The sequence below is a fragment of the Pseudomonas sp. SDO5215_S409 genome (assembly GCF_054071325.1).
This window is the reverse complement of the sequence record NZ_JBSVWN010000005.1, coordinates 101,830-123,058: the sequence shown is the minus strand read 5'-3', so window position 1 is coordinate 123,058 and position 21,229 is coordinate 101,830. Positions and strand designations below refer to the sequence as shown.

Annotated in this window: 20 protein-coding genes; 14 read left to right on the top strand and 6 right to left on the bottom strand. The window is 62.3% G+C overall.

Annotation, left to right across the window (positions count from 1 at the left end; all coding sequences use genetic code 11):
• The first annotated feature begins 119 nt into the window (after window positions 1-119).
• The 6 genes from prfB to ACW9H9_RS04370 all read left to right on the top strand — a co-directional run bounded on the left by prfB (window position 120) and on the right by ACW9H9_RS04370 (window position 6,241).
• Window positions 120-1,215, top strand: a protein-coding gene (gene prfB, locus ACW9H9_RS04395) for a peptide chain release factor 2 (protein ID WP_457341774.1) whose coding sequence is annotated in 2 segments (ribosomal slippage) — window positions 120-191 and window positions 193-1,215 — 1,095 coding nt in all. Because the reading frame shifts where the segments join, the coding sequence is not laid out codon by codon here.
• A 76-nt stretch (window positions 1,216-1,291) separates the two neighbouring features.
• The gene (gene lysS, locus ACW9H9_RS04390) at window positions 1,292-2,791 is read left to right on the top strand and encodes a lysine--tRNA ligase (RefSeq protein ID WP_457341775.1); all 1,500 of its coding nucleotides are present in this window, start codon (window positions 1,292-1,294) and stop codon (window positions 2,789-2,791) included.
• A gap of 62 nt (window positions 2,792-2,853) precedes the next feature.
• On the top strand, window positions 2,854-3,570 hold the full coding sequence (locus ACW9H9_RS04385; RefSeq protein ID WP_457341776.1) for a TetR/AcrR family transcriptional regulator: 717 nt from the start codon (window positions 2,854-2,856) through the stop codon (window positions 3,568-3,570).
• 70 nt (window positions 3,571-3,640) lie between these two features.
• On the top strand, window positions 3,641-4,918 hold the full coding sequence (locus ACW9H9_RS04380; RefSeq protein WP_457341777.1) for a flavohemoglobin expression-modulating QEGLA motif protein: 1,278 nt from the start codon (window positions 3,641-3,643) through the stop codon (window positions 4,916-4,918).
• Window positions 4,919-5,012: 94 nt separating this feature from the next.
• Window positions 5,013-5,918, top strand: a complete 906-nt coding sequence (locus ACW9H9_RS04375; RefSeq protein WP_457341778.1) for an alpha/beta hydrolase — start codon at window positions 5,013-5,015, stop codon at window positions 5,916-5,918.
• Entirely contained in the window at window positions 5,915-6,241 is a 327-nt protein-coding gene (locus ACW9H9_RS04370; protein ID WP_457341779.1) for a hypothetical protein, read from the top strand. Before ACW9H9_RS04375 ends, ACW9H9_RS04370 begins: the two co-directional genes overlap by 4 nt.
• 54 nt (window positions 6,242-6,295) lie before the next feature.
• On the opposite strand, the gene ACW9H9_RS04365 is transcribed toward ACW9H9_RS04370, so the two are convergent.
• The 3 genes from ACW9H9_RS04365 to ACW9H9_RS04355 form a co-directional block, all read right to left on the bottom strand.
• Entirely contained in the window at window positions 6,296-7,078 is a 783-nt protein-coding gene (locus ACW9H9_RS04365) for an OmpA family protein (protein ID WP_457341780.1), read from the bottom strand.
• Between the two features lie 53 nt (window positions 7,079-7,131).
• Window positions 7,132-7,557 (bottom strand): DUF4398 domain-containing protein, encoded by a 426-nt coding sequence (locus ACW9H9_RS04360; RefSeq protein ID WP_457341781.1) that lies wholly within the window; start codon window positions 7,555-7,557, stop codon window positions 7,132-7,134.
• Between the two features lie 286 nt (window positions 7,558-7,843).
• Window positions 7,844-8,188, bottom strand: coding sequence for a pilin assembly protein (locus ACW9H9_RS04355; RefSeq protein ID WP_457341782.1), 345 nt, complete (start codon window positions 8,186-8,188; stop codon window positions 7,844-7,846).
• Window positions 8,189-8,373: 185 nt separating this feature from the next.
• On the opposite strand from ACW9H9_RS04355, the gene ppc reads away from it, so the two are divergent.
• The 5 genes from ppc to ACW9H9_RS04330 all read left to right on the top strand — a co-directional run bounded on the left by ppc (window position 8,374) and on the right by ACW9H9_RS04330 (window position 14,015).
• Complete coding sequence (gene ppc / locus ACW9H9_RS04350) at window positions 8,374-11,019, top strand: phosphoenolpyruvate carboxylase (protein ID WP_457341783.1); 2,646 nt, start codon at window positions 8,374-8,376, stop codon at window positions 11,017-11,019.
• 267 nt (window positions 11,020-11,286) lie between these two features.
• On the top strand, window positions 11,287-11,934 hold the full coding sequence (gene adk, locus ACW9H9_RS04345; RefSeq protein ID WP_457341784.1) for an adenylate kinase: 648 nt from the start codon (window positions 11,287-11,289) through the stop codon (window positions 11,932-11,934).
• 83 nt (window positions 11,935-12,017) lie between these two features.
• Complete coding sequence (gene tsaB, locus ACW9H9_RS04340; RefSeq protein WP_457341785.1) at window positions 12,018-12,701, top strand: tRNA (adenosine(37)-N6)-threonylcarbamoyltransferase complex dimerization subunit type 1 TsaB; 684 nt, start codon at window positions 12,018-12,020, stop codon at window positions 12,699-12,701.
• 133 nt (window positions 12,702-12,834) lie between these two features.
• Entirely contained in the window at window positions 12,835-13,155 is a 321-nt protein-coding gene (locus ACW9H9_RS04335; protein ID WP_457341786.1) for a hypothetical protein, read from the top strand.
• Window positions 13,155-14,015: a DUF72 domain-containing protein gene (locus tag ACW9H9_RS04330; protein WP_457341787.1), complete on the top strand. Its 861-nt coding sequence runs from the start codon at window positions 13,155-13,157 to the stop codon at window positions 14,013-14,015. The genes ACW9H9_RS04335 and ACW9H9_RS04330 overlap by 1 nt, the downstream gene beginning before the upstream one ends.
• Window position 14,016: 1 nt before the next feature.
• Here the strand turns inward: ACW9H9_RS04330 and ACW9H9_RS04325 are convergent, their stop codons facing one another.
• Window positions 14,017-14,637 (bottom strand): energy transducer TonB, encoded by a 621-nt coding sequence (locus ACW9H9_RS04325; RefSeq protein ID WP_457341788.1) that lies wholly within the window; start codon window positions 14,635-14,637, stop codon window positions 14,017-14,019.
• Between the two features lie 96 nt (window positions 14,638-14,733).
• On the opposite strand from ACW9H9_RS04325, the gene ACW9H9_RS04320 reads away from it, so the two are divergent.
• Window positions 14,734-15,519 carry a class I SAM-dependent methyltransferase gene (locus ACW9H9_RS04320; protein WP_457341789.1) on the top strand — a complete coding sequence of 262 codons (786 nt, stop codon included), beginning with the start codon at window positions 14,734-14,736 and terminating at the stop codon, window positions 15,517-15,519.
• Between the two features lie 42 nt (window positions 15,520-15,561).
• Here the strand turns inward: ACW9H9_RS04320 and ACW9H9_RS04315 are convergent, their stop codons facing one another.
• Window positions 15,562-16,200: a TetR/AcrR family transcriptional regulator gene (locus ACW9H9_RS04315; protein WP_457341790.1), complete on the bottom strand. Its 639-nt coding sequence runs from the start codon at window positions 16,198-16,200 to the stop codon at window positions 15,562-15,564.
• Between the two features lie 93 nt (window positions 16,201-16,293).
• On the opposite strand from ACW9H9_RS04315, the gene ACW9H9_RS04310 reads away from it, so the two are divergent.
• A complete protein-coding gene (locus tag ACW9H9_RS04310; protein WP_457341791.1) occupies window positions 16,294-17,394 on the top strand; it encodes an efflux RND transporter periplasmic adaptor subunit in 1,101 nt (366 codons plus the stop codon).
• A gap of 6 nt (window positions 17,395-17,400) precedes the next feature.
• Window positions 17,401-20,466 (top strand): efflux RND transporter permease subunit, encoded by a 3,066-nt coding sequence (locus ACW9H9_RS04305; RefSeq protein ID WP_457341792.1) that lies wholly within the window; start codon window positions 17,401-17,403, stop codon window positions 20,464-20,466.
• A gap of 63 nt (window positions 20,467-20,529) precedes the next feature.
• Here the strand turns inward: ACW9H9_RS04305 and ACW9H9_RS04300 are convergent, their stop codons facing one another.
• The gene (locus ACW9H9_RS04300) at window positions 20,530-21,219 is read right to left on the bottom strand and encodes a DUF4197 domain-containing protein (RefSeq protein ID WP_457341793.1); all 690 of its coding nucleotides are present in this window, start codon (window positions 21,217-21,219) and stop codon (window positions 20,530-20,532) included.
• Window positions 21,220-21,229: the final 10 nt, after the last annotated feature.

Below are 21,229 nucleotides of genomic sequence, written 5' to 3'. Positions count from 1 at the left end.
GTTTATCGCCGTATAAATCCGGTTCCAGCCCGCCTTTTCGGCCAAGCGGGCTGACGTTTGCCCCGGTTTGTCGTTATACTCGTCGGCTTTCAAAAGTTCGCCAACGAGTGCTGCCCGCCATGGAAATCAACCCGATCCTTAACACCATCAAGGACCTGTCCGAGCGCTCCGAAACTATTCGGGGGTATCTTTGACTACGATCAAAAGCATGAGCGCCTGATCGAAGTCAATCGCGAGCTTGAAGATCCAAACGTCTGGAACAAACCCGAATACGCCCAGGAACTGGGCCGCGAGCGCTCGGCGCTGGCGCAGATCGTCGACACCCTGGACGAGCTGTCCAGCGGCCTGGTTGACTCGCGCGAGCTGCTGGACATGGCCGTCGAAGAGAACGACGAAGGCGCCGTGAACGACGTGGTCGAAGGCCTCCAAGGCCTGGAAGAATCCCTGGCCAAGCTGGAATTTCGTCGCATGTTCAGCGGCGAGATGGACATGAACAACGCCTACCTGGACATCCAGGCCGGTTCCGGCGGCACCGAAGCCCAGGACTGGGCCAACATCCTGCTGCGCATGTACCTGCGCTGGGCTGACAAACGCGGGTTTGACGCCACCATCATGGAACTGTCGGCCGGTGAAGTCGCCGGTATCAAGGGCGCCACCGTGCACATCAAGGGCGAGTACGCCTTTGGTTGGCTGCGGACCGAGATCGGCGTGCACCGCCTGGTGCGCAAGAGCCCGTTCGACTCCGGCAACCGTCGCCACACCTCGTTCTCGGCGGTGTTTGTGTCGCCCGAGATCGACGACAAGGTCGAAATCGAGATCAACCCGTCCGACCTGCGCATCGACACCTACCGCTCCTCCGGTGCCGGTGGTCAGCACGTAAACACCACCGACTCGGCCGTACGGATCACCCACGTACCGACCAACACCGTGGTCAGCTGCCAGAACGAACGTTCCCAGCACGCCAACAAGGACACCGCCATGAAAATGCTGCGGGCCCGGTTGTATGAGCAGGAAATGCAGAAGCGCAACGCCGCGTCCCAGGCCCTGGAAGACACCAAGTCCGACATCGGCTGGGGTCACCAGATCCGCTCCTACGTGCTCGACGCGTCGCGAATCAAGGACCTGCGCACCAACATCGAACGCAGCGACTGCGACAAAGTGCTCGACGGCGACATCGACGAGTACCTGGAAGCCAGCCTCAAATCCGGGCTGTAAGACTGTAGAAGCCGGCTCGCCGGCGATCCCCGGCCGCTGGCCGGGGCAACGAACCTGTGATGGAATTTCAAAAGACATGAGCGACCAACAACTCGACCAGGCCCAGCAACAGGAAGAAAACTCCCTGATCGCCCTGCGCAAGGAAAAACTTGCCGCCGAGCGCGCCAAGGGCAATGCCTTCCCCAACGACTTCCGCCGTGACAGCTACTGCAATGACCTGCAGAAACAGTATGTCGACAAGACCAAGGAAGAGCTGGAAGCTGCTGCCATCCCGGTCAAGGTGGCAGGTCGTATTGTGCTCAACCGTGGCGCGTTCATGGTGATCCAGGACATGAGCGGTCGCATTCAGGTCTACGTCAACCGCAAGACCCTGCCGGAAGAAACCCTGGCCGCCGTGAAGACCTGGGACCTGGGCGACATCATCGCCGCCGAAGGCACCCTGGCCCGTTCCGGCAAGGGCGACCTGTACGTAGAAATGACCACCGTGCGCCTGCTGACCAAGTCCCTGCGCCCGTTGCCCGACAAGCACCACGGCCTGTCCGACACCGAGCAGCGCTACCGCCAGCGCTACGTTGACCTGATCGTCAACGAAGACGTGCGCGACACCTTCCGCGTACGTTCGCAAGTGATTGCGCACATCCGCAGCTTCCTGATGAAGCGTGACTTCCTGGAAGTCGAAACCCCGATGCTGCAAACCATCCCGGGTGGCGCTGCCGCCAAGCCGTTCGAAACCCACCACAACGCGCTGGACATGGAAATGTTCCTGCGCATTGCGCCAGAGCTGTACCTCAAGCGGCTGGTGGTAGGCGGCTTTGAAAAGGTGTTCGAGATCAACCGCAACTTCCGTAACGAAGGCGTCTCGACCCGTCACAACCCAGAATTCACCATGTTGGAGTTCTACCAGGCCTACGCCGACTACGAAGACAACATGGACCTCACCGAAGAGTTGTTCCGTGAGTTGGCGCAACTGGTGCTGGGCAGCACCGACGTGCCGTACGGTGACAAGGTGTTCCACTTCGGCGAGCCGTTCGTGCGCCTGTCGGTGTTCGACTCGATCCTCAAGTACAACCCCGAGCTGTGCGCTGACGACCTGAACGACATCGACAAAGCCCGCGCCATCGCCAAGAAAGCCGGCGCCAAGGTGCTGGGTTTCGAAGGCCTGGGCAAACTACAGGTGATGATTTTCGAGGAACTGGTGGAGCACAAGCTCGAACAGCCGCACTTCATTACCCAGTACCCGTTCGAGGTGTCGCCGCTGGCCCGTCGCAACGATGACAACCCGAACGTCACCGACCGTTTCGAGCTGTTCATCGGCGGGCGCGAAATCGCCAACGCCTACTCCGAGCTCAACGACGCAGAAGACCAGGCCGAGCGCTTCATGGCCCAGGTGGCCGACAAGGACGCCGGTGACGACGAAGCCATGCACTACGACGCCGACTTCGTCCGCGCCCTGGAATACGGCATGCCGCCGACGGCCGGTGAAGGCATCGGCATCGACCGGTTGGTGATGCTGTTGACCAATTCCCCGTCGATCCGCGACGTGATCCTGTTCCCGCACATGCGGCCGCAAGCGTAAACTCGATGCACCTGGAGCCGCCTTTTATAAGGCGGCTTTTTTCTGTGAGAGGAAAACTTGTCGTGAACCGCGTAAGGGCTCAAGAAGGCGCCGCCGGCATCGCCGCTGCCGTGGCCGATAGCGTTCAGTACCAGGGCCGCAAGGCCAGCCGCCGGGGCAGCGAGCAGCGCAGGCAGGATATTCTCGACGCCGCCATGCGCATTGTGGTGCGCGATGGCGTGCGCGCTGTGCGTCACCGCGCCGTGGCGGCAGAGGCGGGGGTGCCGTTGTCGGCCACCACCTATTACTTCAAGGACATTGACGACCTGCTCACCGACACCTTCGCCCAATACGTGGAACGCAGTGCGGCGTTCATGGGCAAGCTGTGGCTGCGCAACGAGAGCCTGCTCAGCGAAATGGTCACCCTGGGTGACGGCAGCGCGCAGTCGCGCTCGCTGCTGGCCGACGACATTGCCCGCCTGACCGCCGATTACGTCAGCCGCCAACTGCTCAACCGCCGCGAACACCTGATGGCCGAGCAGGCGTTTCGCCAGGAAGCGCTGTTGAACCCGCGCCTGGCGCAATTGGTGCACTCCCACCAGCAGATCCTGTTGCAAGGCACTTGCCAGTTTTTTCGGATACTGGGCTCGCGCGAGCCGCAACAGGACGCCAAGGTGTTGACGGCGATTATCGGCCGGATGGAGTATCAGGGCCTGCTCGGCGGCCCGGAGCCTTTGAGTGCAGAGGAGCGGCTGGAGATTCTCAAGCGCTACATGCACCTGGTGCTGGCGTCGGTATGACGATTGCGCAAAAGGTACTACCGTTGAAACCAGGCATTTGGGTCAACAACGATTGAAGAGGGAACATCGGGTGGACGATTACCAGCAGACGATACGCACCCTGTCTGACCGCATTGTGCTGACACAAACACCGATTCGCGTCCTCGACGCCGTGAAGTGGGACGAGAGCATCCGCAAAGGGTTCCTCGACGCCAAGGGCAAGAAGATGCCCGCGGTGGACCGCGACTATTACCTGAACCGGCCGTTGTCGTTCGACTCCTCCGCGGTGAAGCTGGAGTTCCAGAACATCGAGCGCGACATCACCCGCCAACTGGGCCAGTTCAACCCGGTGGGCCAGATCATGCGGCGCATGTGCAAGGAATACCGCATGGTGGTGCGCATGCTCGAAGCCCGGGGCACCGAGGACTTCGGCCTGATCTCCCAGGAGTTGTACGGCGCCGCGTCCGATGCGTTCCACGCAGGCGACCCGACCCTGGCCGACCTGGGCCTGATGATGTCCGACTACCTCGACCAGATCGACGGCCGTGGCGACCTCAAGGACGAAGCCAAGACCCTGGCCGCCAAGGACGCCGTCAGCCTGTTGCAAAGCCGCCTGAACAAAGTGTTTGGCGAGGCCGAGGAAACCATCCGGGTGTTTGAGTCCGACGGGATCGTCGCCGATGCGGCGGCGGGGGCCGACTACATCAAGATCCGCGCCGATGCGATGTTCAACGAGCGCGACGTGCGCGCCTTGGAAGTGCATGAAGGCCTGGTGCACGTGGGCACCACCCTCAACGGCCTCAACCAGCCGATCTGCACGTTTTTGTCCAAGGGCCCGCCCTCGTCGACCGTGACCCAGGAAGGCCTGGCGATCCTGATGGAAATCATCACCTTCGCCTCCTACCCCAGCCGCCTGCGCAAACTCACCAACCGCACCCGCGCCATCCACATGGTGGAAGAGGGCGCCGACTTCCTGCAGGTGTTCGACTTTTTCCGCGAGCAGGGGTTTGAAATGGCCGAAAGCTACGGCAACGCCAGCCGTGTTTTCCGCGGCTCCACGCCGACGGGTCTGCCATTTACCAAGGATCTGTCCTACCTCAAGGGCTTTATCATGGTTTACAACTACATTCAGTTGGCCGTGCGTAAAGGCAAGCTCGAGCAAGTGCCCCTGCTGTTTTGCGGCAAGACCACCCTGGAAGACATGCGCACCTTGCGCCAATTGGTGGATGAAGGCCTGGTGGTGCCGCCCAAGTACTTGCCGGAGCAGTTTCGCGACATGAACGCACTGGCGGCGTGGATGTGCTTCTCCAACTTCCTCAACCACCTGAGCCTGGACCGGATCGAGGCGGACTACTCCAACATCCTCTGACCGAGCACACGGCGCGACCGGCATGCTGGTCTGCACGGTGAATGATTGCCGCTCGACGGGGTCTGCTTTCAACCCACTCACGAGGTTTCAACGGATGAGAATCCTCGGCATTCTTTGCCTCTTGCTCACACTTAACGGTTGCAGCGGCCTGCTGTTCTACCCCGAACCCGGGCTGCCGTTTACCCCCGGCGCCGCGCGCCTGGCGTATCGCGACATCACGCTCACCACCGCCGACGGCGTCAAGCTGCACGCCTGGTGGCTGCCCGCCAAGGCCGGCGTGCCGCTTAAAGGCACGGTGCTGCACCTGCATGGCAATGGCGGCAACCTGTCCTGGCACCTGGGCGGCAGTGGGTGGCTGCCCGAGCAGGGTTATCAAGTGCTGATGCTGGACTATCGCGGTTACGGCGTGTCGCAAGGCAAGCCCGCCTTACCGGCGGTGTATCAGGACATCGACGCGGCTTTCACTTGGCTCGATAAGGCGCCCGAAACCCAGGGCCAGCCGCTGATCGTGCTGGGCCAAAGCCTGGGCGGTGCCCTGGCGGTGCATTACCTGGCCGAACATCCCGAGCGTCAAGCGCGCCTCAAGGCCCTGGTGCTCGACGGCGTGCCCGCCAGTTACCGTGACGTGGGGCAATTTGCTCTCAGTACGTCCTGGTTAACATGGCCGTTCCAGGTGCCGTTGTCCTGGCTGGTGCCAGACGCCGACAGTGCGGTCAACGCCATGCCCCGCGTGACGGGCGTGCCGAAGCTGTTGTTTCACAGCCTGGACGACCCGATCGTGCCGGTGGCCAACGGCATCCGCCTGTACCAGGTCGCGCCGCCACCGCGTGTGCTGCAGCTGACCCGGGGCGGGCATGTGCAGACCTTTGCCGACCCGACCTGGCAAACCGTGATGCTGCGCTACCTGGACGACCCGCAGCACTTCAACGGCCTGCGCCGGTTGGGGGAAATTCCCAACTACCCCGGCTCCCCAGCCGATTCATCAGAGAGCCCGCAATGAGCGAAGAACGCAACATGATCCCGCTGATCCTCACCGGCATCGGCACCATCATCGGCACCGTGGGGTGCCTGTGGTACTACGGCTATTTGCACTTTGCCAAGCCGCAGGACGCGTTGCTGCTCAGCGACTTCACCATGCTCAAGACCGTGCCCGGCGAAGACTACAAGATCTCCCTGACCCCGGCCGCCCAGGTCGCGCAATGCGTGGACGGCGTGCTGGTGCTGTTCGACACCGAACAAAAGGGCCTGAGCGGGGTGTTGGTCAATCGCCAGAAACAGGCGGTGCGCTGCCTGGGCCAGACCACCCCGCAACAGGAACAGTAGGCATGAAAAAGCCCCGCCTGATCACTCAGGTGGGGCTCTTTTACAACCGTGGTTTTACTGCACGGACGTGCGTGGTTTGACCGGCTGGTTGTCGTTGGAGATGGTCACTTCAACGCGGCGGTTCATGGCACGGCCCGAGACGCTGCCGTTGTCGGCAACCGGGTATTCCTTGCCATAGCCCTGGGTCACGATGCGCGAAATGTCCACGCCCTGGTTGGCCAGTGCACGCTGCACAGAAGCGGCGCGACGCTCCGACAGGCTCTGGTTGTAAGCGTCCGAACCCGTGCTGTCGGTGTAGCCTTCGACAATCACTTTACGGTCCGGATTCTCGCGCAGGAACTGCGCCAGCTTGGTGATGTTCACCAGGCCGCTGGACTTGAGGTCCGACTTGTTGGTGGCGAACAGTACATCACCAAAGGTCACCAGGGTGCCGCGATCGGTCTGCTTGGCGTTCAGGCTGTTCTGCAGCTGCTTGATCTGCGCATCACGGGCTTCCAACAGCGCGCGGGCGCGTTGGTCACCGGCGTTTTTCAGCTCGGCTTCGGAACCGCGCAGGGCGATGGTGTCCTTGGCGACTTCAACGCGCTGATTGGCCAAGTAAGCCAGTTGGTCGACCTTTTTCTCGTTTTCTTTGTCGCGGTAGGCTTTGTCGGCCTTGTCCAGCCATTCGCTGGCGTCCTTGGTTTCCAGGGCGGCAACTTTAGTGGCCTGCGGGTTGGCTTGCAGGGCCGCGAAGTTGGTCCGTGCGTTTTCCAGGTTCGCGTTCGGCGGGGTGGAGCACGCCGCCAGAGCAACGCTCATCGCCAGCAGGGCAGGGATCATCAGTTGTTTACGCATAGTGGTGTCGTCCTTTCAATTCGATTTCGGGTGCGATGCGGTCACAGAGGGGTTTACTTCTGCTGGATCACAGCAGGGCGCATGCCTTCCTGACGCAGCTCCTGAATAGCCTTCTGGGAATCCTTCACAGCACGGTCGGCCTTGGCAGCCTGGGATTTACGCTCAGCGACGCGAGCATCCCACTCGGCTTGCTCGGCCAGGCGACGGGCTTCGTCGTAGTTCTTGTCGTGCATGGCGATTTCGGCTTGCTTGAGCTTGTCCTGGGCCGATTTCATTTCCACTGCTGCAAACTCGGTACCGCCAGCGCTGACCGCGCTGTTCACCGCCGACTGGCTCACAGCGTACTGCTCGGAGGGCGGATTACCGGCGCAACCCGCCAGTACGAAGCTGGTGCCGATTGCCAGCGCGGCCAATTTGAGCCCGCGCAGGTGGTTAAACGAGGATTTGGCAGTGCTGGTCTTCATCGTCTTCAACTCCATTGGATAACTCCTGAAAAACATCAAAATCCATCCCGGCGAGGTGGCGTCTGCATGATCTGAAAGCTGCTTCAGGTCGCTGGTTAAACGCCCGTTCCAAGTGATGGCTACTGGCTGTGACCTGAAGCTTTTTTGAATAGTTCAGCGGTTTTGGCGATTTGTTCAAAAAAAATATATGACTGGGCAGTCAATGTTCAAAGGGTGGAACTTTTGCACGACGGAACGGTATGTGGGGCGCGTGTGGAGCCCGGATTCAGGGGGGGATGGTGGTTTTCGCCAAAAATGTTTATTAGTGTTTCTGATTGTCGGGTTTGGCTGATAAGGCATGTAGGTGACGCCGTGACAGCATCAGAAAGCGCGGGGTGGGGCCGATGTCTTCGTACAGCGGATCGCCTTCCTCATCGGTAGCAATCACCTGCTGGCCCTTGATGTAGGGAAAGCTGGCCTCTAGTTCTTCGAGGGCTGCGCCGATCAGCTCGCCCAGCAGTTCTTCGGCATGGCGCTTGGGGTACATCTCGCAAATCGCCGCTAGCCGTGCGGCGGCCTCCATGTCCAGGTGGATAGCGTATTGGGTTTCGCTCAAGCGCCCCTTGGCGGTTTCTTCCCAGTGTTGGGCCAGTTCTCGGATTTTCATGGCAACCTCAATGGGCCCACCGTAGGCGGGCGTTGATCAGTGACCGACCGCCCGCGTGGATCACGCAGCGGCTCAGTGTTGAGACTCGCTGCAATCGCCAAGGTTTAAAGTTCCTTGTAAGACGCTGCCGTGGGCGGCACTCTTGGAGGTCGAAGCGTTCCGGATTTTTTGCTGGAGATGGGCTGATGAGCGATATCGATGCACGTTTGCGTGAGGACGTTCACCTGCTGGGTGAGCTGCTGGGCAACACGATTCGAGAACAGTACGGCGACGAGTTCCTCGACAAGATCGAGCAGATTCGCAAAGGCGCCAAGGCCGACCGTCGAGGGGGCGACGCCGAAAAAGTCGTCGGCGAAGAACTCGGCGCCAGCCTCGACCAACTCAAAGAAGACGAATTGCTGCCCGTGGCGCGGGCCTTCAACCAGTTTCTGAACCTGGCGAACATCGCCGAGCAATATCAGTTGATCCACCGCCGGGACGAATCGCGCCCGGCGCCCTTTGAGTCGCGTGTGCTGCCCGAGTTGCTGGCGCGCCTGAAAAGTGAAGGGCACAGCAGTGAGTCCCTGGCCCGGCAGTTGGCCAGCCTTGAGATCGAACTGGTCCTCACCGCCCACCCCACGGAAGTCGCCCGCCGGACCCTCATCCAGAAATACGACGCCATCGCCGCGCAACTCGCGCTGCAAGACCACCGCGACCTGACGGGCGCCGAGCGCGAGCAGATCCGCGAGCGCTTGCAACGCTTGATCGCCGAAGCCTGGCACACCGAAGAAATCCGCCGCACCCGCCCAACCCCGGTGGATGAAGCCAAGTGGGGCTTTGCGGTGATCGAGCATTCGCTGTGGCACGCCATCCCCAATTACCTGCGCAAGGCCGACGAGGCCCTGCACGCGGCCACCGGCCTGCGCTTGCCCCTGGAGGCCGCGCCCATTCGGTTCGCGTCCTGGATGGGCGGCGACCGCGACGGCAACCCGAATGTCACCGCGCCAGTCACCCGGCAAGTGCTGCTGCTGGCGCGCTGGATGGCGGCGGATCTGTACCTGCGCGATGTCGACCAATTGGCCGCCGAACTGTCCATGCAACGGGCCAGCCCGGCGTTGCAGGCCAAGGTGGGGGAGAGTGTCGAACCCTACCGCGCGTTGCTCAAACAACTGCGCGAGCGCCTGCGCGCCACCCGGCAGTGGGCGCACACTTCGCTGAGCGCGCCCACCCCGGCGCCTGCCGATGTGCTGCAAGACAATCAGGAACTGCTGGAGCCGTTGCAACTGTGCTACGAGTCGCTGCATGCCTGCGGCATGGGCGTGATTGCCGATGGCCCGTTGCTCGACTGCCTGCGCCGGGCCATCACCTTTGGTCTGTTTCTGGTTCGTCTGGACGTGCGCCAGGACTCCACCCGGCATTGCGCGGCGGTCACCGAGATCACCGACTACCTGGGCCTGGGCCGTTACGAGGACTGGGACGAGGAGGCGCGCATCCGCTTCCTGACCCAGGAATTGGCCAACCGTCGGCCGCTGTTGCCGGGCTATTTTGAACCGTCGGCCGACACCGCCGAAGTGCTTAATACCTGCAAGGAAATCGCCGCGGCCCCGGCGGCGTCGCTGGGCTCCTATGTCATTTCCATGGCGGGCGCTGCGTCAGACGTGCTGGCTGTGCAATTGCTGCTCAAAGAGTCTGGCGTGCAGCGGCCCATGCGTGTGGTGCCGTTGTTTGAAACCCTGGCCGACCTGGACAACGCCGGCCCCGTGATCGAAAAACTGTTGCGGCAACCCGATTACCGCGCGCGCTTGCAGGGGCCGCAGGAAGTGATGATCGGTTATTCGGACTCGGCCAAGGACGCGGGCACCACCGCCGCCGCGTGGGCGCAATACCGCGCCCAGGAGCGGCTGGTGGACATTTGCCGTGAGCAGCAAGTGGAGCTGCTGTTGTTCCACGGTCGCGGCGGCACCGTGGGCCGTGGCGGTGGCCCGGCGCACGCGGCCATTCTGTCGCAGCCGCCGGGCTCGGTGGCCGGGCGTTTCCGTACTACCGAGCAAGGCGAAATGATCCGCTTCAAGTTCGGCCTGCCGGACATCGCCGAGCAAAACCTCAACCTGTACCTGGCCGCCGTGTTGGAAGCGACCTTGTTGCCACCGCCGCCGCCTGAACCGGCGTGGCGCCATTTGATGGATGAATTGGCGGCGGACGGTGTAAGCGCTTATCGCGCCGTGGTGCGGGAAAATCCGCAGTTCGTCGAGTACTTCCGCCAGTCCACACCCGAGCAGGAGCTGGGCCGCTTGCCGTTGGGCAGCCGCCCGGCCAAGCGCCGTGCGGGCGGGATTGAAAGCCTGCGGGCCATTCCGTGGATCTTCGGCTGGACACAGACGCGCCTGATGCTGCCCGCCTGGCTGGGTTGGGAAACGGCACTGAGCAACGCGCTGGCCCGCGGCGAAGGCGACCTGCTGGCGCAGATGCGCGAGCAATGGCCGTTCTTTCGTACCCGCATCGACATGCTCGAAATGGTGCTGGCCAAGGCCGATGCCGACCTGGCGCGCCTGTATGACGAGCGCCTGGTGCAGCCCGACCTGTTGCCATTGGGCGTGCATTTACGCGACCTATTGTCGCAGGCGTGCAGCGTGGTGCTTGGGTTGACCGGCCAGTCGCAGCTGTTGGCCCACAGTCCCGACACCCTGGAATTCATTCGCCTGCGCAACACCTACCTCGACCCGCTGCACCTGCTGCAAGCCGAATTGCTGGCCCGTTCGCGCCAGCAGGAAGCGGCGCAGGACAGCCCTCTGGAACAGGCGCTGCTGGTGTCGGTGGCCGGTATCGCCGCCGGGTTGCGCAACACCGGCTGAGATTTTCGGCGTTTTCTCAATGGCTTGCAGATAAACCACAAGGGCCGCCCGGAAACGGGCGGTGAGTTTTTTTGCGGCTGGGCGACCCCGGACTCTAGCGCTGGCGCGGGGTGGGTTCTTCCTACTTTTGGCGGCTTGTGTGCTTAGAGCCTGCTGTGTATCTTGATCAACCTTTGGCCGTTTGGGCGGCCTGGACCCACATTTCCGAGATTGGCCCCACGCGGCGAATCCGAGCGTCAACTTTATAAAAAATTGAGGAGCACATCGATGCGCGTCATTCTGCTGGGAGCTCCCGGGGCCGGTAAAGGTACTCAGGCAAAGTTCATCACCGAAAAATTCGCCATTCCACAAATCTCCACCGGCGACATGCTGCGTGCAGCGGTCAAGGCCGGCACCGAGCTGGGCCTGATCGCCAAGGGCGTGATGGACAGCGGTGGCCTGGTTTCCGATGACTTGATCATCAATCTGGTCAAGGAACGCATCAGCCAGGACGATTGCAAGAACGGTTTCCTGTTCGACGGCTTCCCACGCACCATCCCCCAGGCAGAAGCCCTGGTGAAAGCTGGCGTGGAGCTGGACCACGTGGTCGAAATCGCGGTTGAAGACGAGGAAATCGTGCAGCGCATTGCCGGTCGCCGTGTTCACGAAGCGTCGGGCCGCGTTTATCACATCGTCTACAACCCACCAAAAGTTGAAGGCAAAGACGACGTGACCGGCGACGAGCTGGTGCAGCGCAAGGACGACACGGAAGAAACCGTGCGTCATCGCCTGTCGGTCTATCACTCCCAGACCAAACCGCTGGTGGCTTTCTACCAGCAACTGTCGGCAGCCAATGGCAAGCCGGTGTACAGCCACATCGAAGGTGTGGGTTCGGTCGAAGCCATCACCGGCAAGGTGCTGCACGCACTGAGCTGACCCCTGGCGTGACGCACAACGGCCCGCTTGCGGGCCGTTGTTGTTTATACTGGCGCACTTTTTTGATTCTGGACGTACCCCTCATGAGCACCCTGCTGGCCCTGGACACCGCGACTGAAGCTTGCTCCGTTGCCTTGCTGCATGACGGCAAGATCACGAGCCACTACGAGGTGATCCCGCGCCTGCACGCGCAAAAGCTGTTGCCGATGATCAAGCAGTTGCTGCTGGACGCGGGCACCTCGTTGTCTGCGGTGGATGCGATCGCCTTTGGCCGTGGCCCGGGCGCCTTCACCGGGGTGCGCATCGCCATTGGCGTGGTGCAGGGCCTGGCGTTTGCGCTGGAGCGGCCGGTGTTGCCGGTGTCCAACCTGGCGGCGCTGGCGCAGCGCGCCTACCGCGAACACGGCGCACGCCAGGTGGCGGCGGCCATCGATGCTCGTATGGATGAGGTGTATTGGGGCTGCTACCGGGAAACGGCGGGCGAGATGCGTCTGGTCGGCAGCGAAGCCGTGCAGCCGCCCGAGGCGTCGGCGTTGCCCGCTGATGCCCAGGGCGACTGGTTTGGCGCGGGCACCGGCTGGGGCTATGGCGAGCGCCTGGGCGTGGCACTGGTGGGCCAAGATGCCACGATGTTGCCCCATGCCGAAGACCTGCTGACCCTGGCGCGGTTTGCCTGGGAGCGCGGCGAGGCGATCCCGGCGGACCAGGCCCAGCCGGTCTACCTGCGCGACAAAGTGGCGCTGACCAAGGCCGAACGCCAGCGCTGATCGCACGCCAATCGTCAGAAATAACCCCGGTGTTTAAACCTTTTGCTGTTTGTGTGTTCTAGTTATCACCAGAGCATTTGCGCGCTATGGAAAGTGCCGCTAAATTGCCATCATCGATACCGAGTTCGCCTCAATGCGCATAGACGGTTTTTCCTCACAGTCCTATCCCATCAAGCGTAAGCCTCGCAGGGCGAACGTCACGGTAGACGAGTCTGTGGAGGATTCACCGGACTTCATCGAAGTCCAGGCCGAGCCTCAGCCGGGCGCGGGTAACGCTTCCCGTGCCCAAGCCGGGGGTGGTGCGAGCGTCGGCGGCCTGCCAGCGCGCCAGCAAGACATGGTCTTCCCGCGCTCCATGAGCAAAACCGTCGCCACCGCCCTGGCCAGCTACCTGACCACCGCCGGCTTTGTCGAATGGGATATGGAAGTGCTGGGCCTCGACATCCACATCTGATGGTTCTGCCTTACTACCTCGGTTGCCCGTCCTGGAGCGAAAACGCCTGGCGCGAGTACCTGTACCCCGCCGATGCGCGCGCCAGCGACTACCTCGCCCTGTATGCCCAAGTGTTTAATGCCGTGGAAGGCAACACCACCTTCTACGCCCGCCCGTCCGTGGCCACGGTGCAGCGTTGGGCCGAGATCATGCCCGCGCACTTTCGCTTCACCGCCAAATTCCCTGGAGACATCAGCCACAGCGGCGATCTGCTGGAGCAACTGCCCGCCGCCGAGAGCTTCCTGGGCCTGATGAGCCCGTTGGGCGAGCGCATTTCCCCGTTGTGGCTGCAACTGCCCGCCACGTTTACCCCGCAGCGGCTGGGTGAGCTGGCGGGGTTTATCGATGCGCTGGAGCGACCGCTGGCGGTGGAGGTACGGCACGCGGCGTTTTTTGCCAAGGGCGACGAAGAACGCATGCTCAACCGCCTGCTGCGTGACCGCGGCGTTGAGCGCATCTGCCTGGACTCACGGGCCTTGTTCAGTTGCACCAGTACCTCGGCGGCGGTGCTGCACGCCCAATCGAAAAAGCCCAAAGTGCCTCCGCGTCCGGCAGCGCTGACGGCGTTTCCACAGGTGCGCTTTATCGGGCATCCGGAGCTTGAGGCGAATGACCCGTTTTTGGTGCCCTGGGTTGAAAAGGTCGCCGGTTGGATCGAGGAGGGGCGAACGCCCTATGTGTTTCTGCACACGTCCGACAACCGCCTGGCCGCGCAACTGGCGATGCGCTTTCATGACCAGTTGACGGTGCGCTTGCCGGGTTTACCGGCGTTGCCTGTATTGGACCGGGCGCCGGTTGCCGAGCAACTCGGGCTGCTTTAGGTCAGGCCGCCAGGCGCAGATTATTGAGAATGAGCGGGCGTGCCCAGCCGCTGTCGAAGTCCAGGTCCTTTTGTTGCTGCACCAACTCGTCGACCGGGTAGGGCGGCGGAGCGGGCGGCAACAGGTCCAGTTCAAACTCGGCGATGGGCAAAAACAGCGGCCGTGGCTCAGGGGCTGGGCCCGGTATGGGGTGGGGTTGACCGGCGGTCAGCACCAGCGGGCGTACCCAGCCACTCTCGAAGTTCTGTTGTTTTTGCTGGGCCACGATGTCGTCCGGTGCGAAAGGCGGCGCGGCGGGGGGCAGCAGGTCCAGCTCGAATTCGGCGATGGGCAAAAACAGCGGCTCGGGCGGGGCGACCGGGGTGTCTTGCACGTCACATTGGCGCTGCGTGACGATCTGGCTCAACAGGTCACCGGCCGCTTTGGGCTCCACCGAAGTGTCCCCGGAGGCCGTGCCGTGAGCGGCGATCTCGCCTGACGGTTCACCGCGCTGCTCTGCCAGCGCCTGGGCGAAGAAGTCTTGCCACACATGACTCACACCGGCCAGCGCTTGGGTATTGCGCAGCCCGTAGTGGTTATGTGTCGGCAATACGCCGGTGAACAGCGAAGGAATGTCTGACATTTTTCTCGGTCGACGCTCAGCTCTGGCAAAATGCCGGATCATTTTTTTTATCGGCCGCTTTTTGCCGATCCTTAATTTTTTTGAGTGCAGTCACCGATGAGCGAACAACCCGCAGCCAGTCGCATTCGCGTCGAGGCCTTGGCCGAAGCGTTTCAGGCCCGTGCCCAAGAGTGGGCGCAACGGCTGGGCCTGCCCTTGCAGTTGGACGACGCGGACTTTGCCGTGCAGGTGGGCGAGCAGGGGCTGCAGTTGCAGCAACTGGGGCCGGAGGCACCGGGGCCGGTGCGTGTGGACTTTGTGGAAGGCGGCGCTGCCCATCGGCGTTTATACGGCGGCGGCAGCGGGCAGATGATTGCCAAGGCCGTGGGCGTTGCCCAAGGCGTGCGCCCGCAGGTATTGGATGCCACGGCCGGTTTGGGCAAGGACGCGTTTGTCTTGGCCAGCCTAGGCTGCGAGATGCGCCTGATCGAACGCCAGCCCTTGATCGGCGCCTTGCTGGAAGACGGCCTGGCACGCGGGGCCGACGACTTTGAAGTGGCGCCCATCGTGGCGCGGATGCAACTGCTCAAGGGCAACTCCATCGAGGTGATGACCCAGTGGGAAGGCGAGCCGCCGCAGGTGATCTACCTGGACCCGATGTTCCCTCATCGTGAGAAAACCGCCCTGGTAAAGAAGGAAATGCGCCTGTTTCGTCCGTTGGTCGGCGATGACCCGGACGCCCCGGCGCTGCTCGCCGCCGCATTGGCCCTGGCCACCCACCGGGTGGTGGTCAAGCGCCCGCGCAAGGCCCCCTGCATCGAAGGCCCCAAGCCGAGCCACGCACTGGACGGCAAGTCCAGCCGCTATGACATTTATGCGAAGAAGGCGCTCAAAGCGAGCTGAACGTCGGATGTGCGCGGGCAGCTTTCAGTTAACAAGCTGCCGTTACCCTCTCTCATACGCCCGCATGAACAACCCCACCACGTCTTTGACGTGTGCTTCGGCGGCTTCGTCGTTCAGCCGTTCGCCGCAGCCATACAGCAGACGGAAATTCGCCGCGCCTTTGACCAGGCAAAAAAAGTGCTCGGCGGCCGTCAGCGGTTTTTCGATCTTCAGGGCCCCGCGCTGATCAATCTTGCCCAGCAGCCGTTCCATGCCCTTGAGCATGCGCATGGGCCCGGCCTCGAAAAAGATCTGTGACAGCTTCGGGTCCTGGCTGCCCAGGGTCATCATCAAGCGGTGCAGGTTCACCGACTCGTCGCTGTTGATCAGCACATGAAAGCCGCGTGCGATGTTCAGCAGTAAATCCTCTACCGGCAGGCCTTCGGGCAGTTCGAAATACATCACCGGCACTTGTTCCTCGCACGTGGCGATAACGGCGGCAGAGAACAGCGTCTCTTTGTCGGTGAAGTGGCTGTACACGGTGAGTTTCGACACGCCGGCTTCCACGGCCACGGCATCCATGCTGGTGCTGGCGTAGCCATTGCTCAAGAACAGGATTTTTGCAGCGTCGAGAATAGCCTGGCGTTTTGCCATGTCCTTGGGGCGCCCGGGGCTATTGGTGTTAAGCGGATTGTCGGACATTTATACCTTTAATACTGGACTGGTGAGTTTGGTATTAATAACATACCCGCCAGTATAATTATTCCTACAACGATTAGCGAAAGGTCATTCAGCATGCGCAGCTATTTCCTGCCCCTTGCGTTGCCTGCCAGCTTGCTGTTCCTGTTGGCCGCCTGTGGCCATGAAGAAGCGGCGCCCAGCCCCGTTCGCCCGGCGATGGTGGTCAAGCCGCAACCGTCGGCGCAGGCGATGGCCAGCTACCCCGGCGAGGTGCGCGCCCGTTATGAGCCAGACCTGGCCTTTCGCATCGGCGGTAAAGTCATCCGTCGGCTGGTCGAGGAGGGCGAGCGGGTCAAGGCCAACCAGCCGCTGGCCGAACTCGATCCGCAAGACGTGCGCCTGCAACTGGAAGCTACCCGTGCCCAAGTCGCTGCCGCAGAGGCCAACCTGAACCTGGTGCGGGCCGAGCGGGACCGTTACAAAACCCTGATGGACCGTCAGATGGTCAGCCGTTCGCAGTACGACAATTCCGAAAACCTTTACCGATCCGGTGAAGCTCGCCTCAAGCAAATCAAGGCCGAGTTCGACGTGGCCAACAACCAGGCCGGTTATGCCGTGCTGCGTGCGCCCCAGGATGGCGTGGTGGCCAAGCGTGCGGTGGAAGTGGGCCAAGTGGTGTCGGCCGGGCAAACCGTCTTCACCCTGGCCACCGACGGCGAGCGCGAAGTGCTGATCAGCCTGCCGGAGCAAGGGTTTGGCCGCTTCAAGGTGGGCCAGCCGGTGTCGGTTGAACTGTGGAGCCAGCCTGGTCAGCGGTTCACCGGGCGCATCCGCGAGCTGTCCCCGGCGGCCGATCCGAAGTCGCGCACCTTTGCCGCGCGCGTGGCGTTTACCGAAGGCAAGGTGGCGGCCGAACTGGGTCAAAGCGCGCGTGTTTTCATACAGGCCGAGGGCGTTATTGCGTTGTCGGTGCCGCTGTCTGCCCTCAGTGCCGACAGCGGTCAGTCCTACGTTTGGCGTGTGCAGCCTGACAACACCCTAACGCGCACCCAGGTAACGGTCGGCGCGTTTGGCGAGAACAGCGTGCCGGTGCTCGAAGGCCTTAGCCCGGCGGACTGGGTGGTGGCGTCCGGTGTGCATGTGCTTCACGAGGGCCAGCAGGTGCGCCCGGTGGACCGGGCCAACCGGGTGGTGAATCTGGCGGCCAAGGAGTAGTCCCCGATGGGTTTCAATCTTTCCGAATGGGCGTTGCGTAATCGCCAGATCGTCCTGTTCCTGATGATCCTGCTGGCGGTGGTTGGTACGTTGTCCTACACCAAGCTGGGACAAAGTGAAGACCCGCCGTTCACCTTCAAGGCCATGGTCATCAAGACCAACTGGCCGGGGGCCACCGCGCAGGAAGTCTCGCGCCAGGTCACCGAGCGTATTGAAAAGAAGCTGATGGAAACCGGCGACTATGAGCGCATCGTGTCGTTTTCCCGCCCAGGGGAATCCCAGGTCACGTTCATGGCGCGGGACTCGATGCATTCCCAGGCCATTCCCGACCTGTGGTATCAGGTGCGCAAAAAGATCAGCGACATCCGCCAGACCTTACCGCCGGATATCCAGGGGCCGTTTTTCAACGATGAATTCGGCACCACCTTTGGCAACATCTACGCGCTGACCGGCGACGGCTTCGACTACGCGGTGCTCAAGGATTACGCCGATCGCATCCAGATCCAGTTGCAGCGGGTGGCGGATGTGGGCAAGGTCGAGTTGCTGGGCTTGCAGGACGAGAAAATCTGGATCGAGCTGTCCAACGTCAAGCTCGCCACCCTCGGCTTACCGTTGGCGGCGGTGCAGCAGGCGTTGCAGGAGCAGAACGCGGTGTCCACCGCAGGCTTCTTTGAAACCCCGACCGAGCGGGTGCAACTGCGTGTGTCGGGCAATTTCAAAAGTGTCGACGAGATCCGCAACTTCCCGATCCGCGTGGCCGACCGGACGTTTCGCATCGGTGATGTGGCCCAGATTCACCGGGGGTTCAACGACCCGCCCGCGCCGCGCATGCGCTACATGGGTGAAGACGCCATTGGCCTGGCCGTCGCCATGCGCGACGGTGGCGACATCCTGGTGTTGGGCAAGGCACTGCAAAGCGAATTCGCCCGCTTGCAGCGCAACCTTCCCGCAGGCATGGAGTTGCGCAAGGTGTCCGACCAGCCGGCAGCGGTGAAAACCAGTGTGGGAGAGTTCGTGCAGGTGTTGGCCGAAGCCCTGGCGATTGTGTTGCTGGTGAGCTTTTTTTCCCTGGGCGTGCGCACCGGCATGGTGGTGGCCCTGGCGATCCCGCTGGTGCTGGCCATGACCTTTGCCACCATGTACTACCTGGGGATCGGCTTGCATAAAATCTCCCTGGGCGCCTTGGTGCTGGCCCTGGGCCTGTTGGTGGACGATGCGATCATTGCCGTGGAAATGATGGCGATCAAAATGGAGCAGGGTTACGACCGCCTCAAGGCCGCCAGTTACGCCTGGACCAGCACCGCGTTTCCGATGCTCACCGGCACCCTGATTACCGCCGCCGGTTTCTTGCCGATTGCCACGGCGCAGTCGAGTACCGGCGAATACACCCGCTCGATCTTCCAGGTGGTGACCATCGCGCTGCTGGCGTCCTGGGTTGCGGCGGTGGTGTTTGTGCCTTATCTGGGGGAAAAACTCCTGCCGGACCTGGCGAAAATTCATGCGGCCAAACATGGCACCGACGGGCCGGATCCCTACGGCACGCCCTTCTACGGGCGGGTAAGGCGTTTGGTGGAGTGGTGTGTGCGTCGGCGCAAGACGGTCATCGTGCTGACCCTGCTGGCGTTTATCGGCTCGGTGGGGCTGTTCCGCTTCGTCCCGCAACAGTTCTTCCCGGCCTCCGGGCGGCTGGAGCTGATGGTTGACCTCAAACTGGCCGAAGGCGCGTCCTTGAGTAACACCGCCGATCAGGTCAAACGCCTGGAGGGGCTGCTCAAGGCGCATGTCGGTATCGAGAACTACGTGGCCTATGTCGGCACCGGCTCGCCGCGTTTTTACCTGCCCCTGGACCAACAGTTACCGGCGGCCAGCTTTGCTCAAGTCGTGGTGCTGGCTACAACCATTGAAGAGCGCGAAAGCCTGCGCACCTGGTTGATCGGGACGCTCGACGAGCAATTCCCCGACGTGCGCGCGCGGGTCACCCGCCTGGAAAACGGCCCGCCCGTCGGCTATCCGGTGCAGTTTCGGGTGACAGGCGAGCACATCGACGAAGTCCGCGCCCTGGCGCGGAAAGTGGCGGCCAAGGTTCGCGAAAATACCCACGTGGTCAATGTGCATCTGGATTGGGAAGAGCCCAGCAAGATTGTCTCGCTCAACATCGACCAGGACCGCGCCCGCGCGCTGGGCGTGAGCACCGCCAACCTGTCGAAGTTCCTGCAGAGCTCGCTGACCGGCTCCACCGTCAGCCAGTACCGCGAAGACAACGAGTTGATCGAAATCCTCCTGCGCGGCACGGCCCAGGAGCGCACCGAGCTGTCGTTGCTGCCCAGCCTGGCGGTGCCGACCGACAATGGCAAAAGCGTCGCGCTGTCGCAGATCGCGACCCTGGAATACGGCTTTGAGGAAGGGGTGATCTGGCACCGTAACCGCCTGCCTACCGTGACCGTGCGCGCTGACATCTACGGCCAGGAACAACCGGCCACCCTGGTGGCGCAGATCCTGCCGACCCTCGCCGATGTGCGCGCCCAATTGCCGGATGGCTACCTGCTTGAAGTGGGCGGCACCGTCGAAGACTCCGCCCGCGGGCAGAACTCGGTCAAGGCCGGTGTGCCGCTGTTCATCGTGGTGGTGCTGACGTTGCTGATGCTGCAACTGCGCAGTTTCTCACGCACCGCCATGGTGTTTCTCACAGCGCCTTTGGGCTTGATCGGCGTGACCCTGTTCCTGCTGGTGTTCCGCCAGCCCTTCGGTTTTGTCGCCATGCTCGGCACTATCGCGCTGTCGGGCATGATCATGCGCAACTCGGTGATCCTGGTGGACCAGATCGAGCAAGACATCAAGGCCGGGCTGGCCCCCTGGCAAGCGATCATCGAAGCCACCGTGCGACGTTTTCGCCCCATCGTGCTGACCGCCCTTGCGGCCGTACTGGCGATGATCCCCCTGTCACGCAGCGTGTTCTTCGGGCCGATGGCCGTGGCGATCATGGGCGGGCTGATCGTGGCCACGGCGCTGACGTTGCTGTTTTTGCCGGCGTTGTACGCGGCGTGGTTCAGGGTGCGTAAGGATGCCTTGTAGGGCCTTGGCAAAACGCCCCGAATAATCGGGGCGTTTGTCTGGGGGCGAAATGCTCGCGAGGCCTTACAACGCCCCAAACACCTTTTTCGCCAAACTCGTCGCCGCAGCGGCCGGGTTCTTGCGGATGGTTTCTTCTTGCTGGGCAATCATCTTGAACAAGCCGTCCAGCGCCTGTTCGGTCACGTAGTTTTCGACGTTGGCGCTTTTGGCGTCGATGGCGCCAAAGCTTGCCGCCTTGCCTGCCAGGGCGTTGTATTGCTGGGCCACGCCGACCTTGTCGGTGGCTTGCTTGACGATAGGCAGGAACTGCGCGCGGATTTTGTCGCGGCTGCTTTTGTTCAGGTACTGGGTGGCCGAGTCCTGGCCGCCTGTGAGGATGCCCTTGGCGTCGCTCACGCTCATGTTTTTCACCGCGTCCACCAGGATCGGCTGCGCCTTGACCACGGCCAGTTCGGCGGCTTTGTTCATGCTGGTTTCAAGTTCGTCGACCTGGTTGCCCATGCCGAACATTTTCAGCTTGTCGGCGGCTTTGCCGAGTTTGCCGGGCAGGCCGATTTTCACCTCGGGGTTGTTGCTGAAGCCGCCGGGTACGCCCAGTTGCTTGACGGCAATTTGCGCGCCTTGGCTCAGTGCGTCCTTGAGGCCGCCGGTGGCGTCACCCTGGGACAGATCGCCCAGGGACAGGGCCATGGCGTTTGCCGCGAGCAGCAGGCCGGCGCACAGGGCGGTGAAACGAAGAGGGTTACGGAGCATGAGCGCTTCC

Excerpts from the sequence above, each read along its gene's own strand:
- lysS (WP_457341775.1), top strand. The coding sequence starts at position 1,292 with ATGAGCGACCAACAACTCGACCAGGCCCAGCAACAGGAAGAAAACTCC.
- ACW9H9_RS04375 (WP_457341778.1), top strand. The coding sequence starts at position 5,013 with ATGAGAATCCTCGGCATTCTTTGCCTCTTGCTCACACTTAACGGTTGC.
- ACW9H9_RS04370 (WP_457341779.1), top strand. The coding sequence starts at position 5,915 with ATGAGCGAAGAACGCAACATGATCCCGCTGATCCTCACCGGCATCGGC.
- ACW9H9_RS04365 (WP_457341780.1), bottom strand. The coding sequence starts at position 7,078 with ATGCGTAAACAACTGATGATCCCTGCCCTGCTGGCGATGAGCGTTGCT.
- ACW9H9_RS04360 (WP_457341781.1), bottom strand. The coding sequence starts at position 7,557 with ATGGAGTTGAAGACGATGAAGACCAGCACTGCCAAATCCTCGTTTAAC.
- ACW9H9_RS04355 (WP_457341782.1), bottom strand. The coding sequence starts at position 8,188 with ATGAAAATCCGAGAACTGGCCCAACACTGGGAAGAAACCGCCAAGGGG.
- ppc (WP_457341783.1), top strand. The coding sequence starts at position 8,374 with ATGAGCGATATCGATGCACGTTTGCGTGAGGACGTTCACCTGCTGGGT.
- adk (WP_457341784.1), top strand. The coding sequence starts at position 11,287 with ATGCGCGTCATTCTGCTGGGAGCTCCCGGGGCCGGTAAAGGTACTCAG.
- tsaB (WP_457341785.1), top strand. The coding sequence starts at position 12,018 with ATGAGCACCCTGCTGGCCCTGGACACCGCGACTGAAGCTTGCTCCGTT.
- ACW9H9_RS04335 (WP_457341786.1), top strand. The coding sequence starts at position 12,835 with ATGCGCATAGACGGTTTTTCCTCACAGTCCTATCCCATCAAGCGTAAG.
- ACW9H9_RS04330 (WP_457341787.1), top strand. The coding sequence starts at position 13,155 with ATGGTTCTGCCTTACTACCTCGGTTGCCCGTCCTGGAGCGAAAACGCC.
- ACW9H9_RS04325 (WP_457341788.1), bottom strand. The coding sequence starts at position 14,637 with ATGTCAGACATTCCTTCGCTGTTCACCGGCGTATTGCCGACACATAAC.
- ACW9H9_RS04320 (WP_457341789.1), top strand. The coding sequence starts at position 14,734 with ATGAGCGAACAACCCGCAGCCAGTCGCATTCGCGTCGAGGCCTTGGCC.
- ACW9H9_RS04315 (WP_457341790.1), bottom strand. The coding sequence starts at position 16,200 with ATGTCCGACAATCCGCTTAACACCAATAGCCCCGGGCGCCCCAAGGAC.
- ACW9H9_RS04310 (WP_457341791.1), top strand. The coding sequence starts at position 16,294 with ATGCGCAGCTATTTCCTGCCCCTTGCGTTGCCTGCCAGCTTGCTGTTC.
- ACW9H9_RS04305 (WP_457341792.1), top strand. The coding sequence starts at position 17,401 with ATGGGTTTCAATCTTTCCGAATGGGCGTTGCGTAATCGCCAGATCGTC.
- ACW9H9_RS04300 (WP_457341793.1), bottom strand. The coding sequence starts at position 21,219 with ATGCTCCGTAACCCTCTTCGTTTCACCGCCCTGTGCGCCGGCCTGCTG.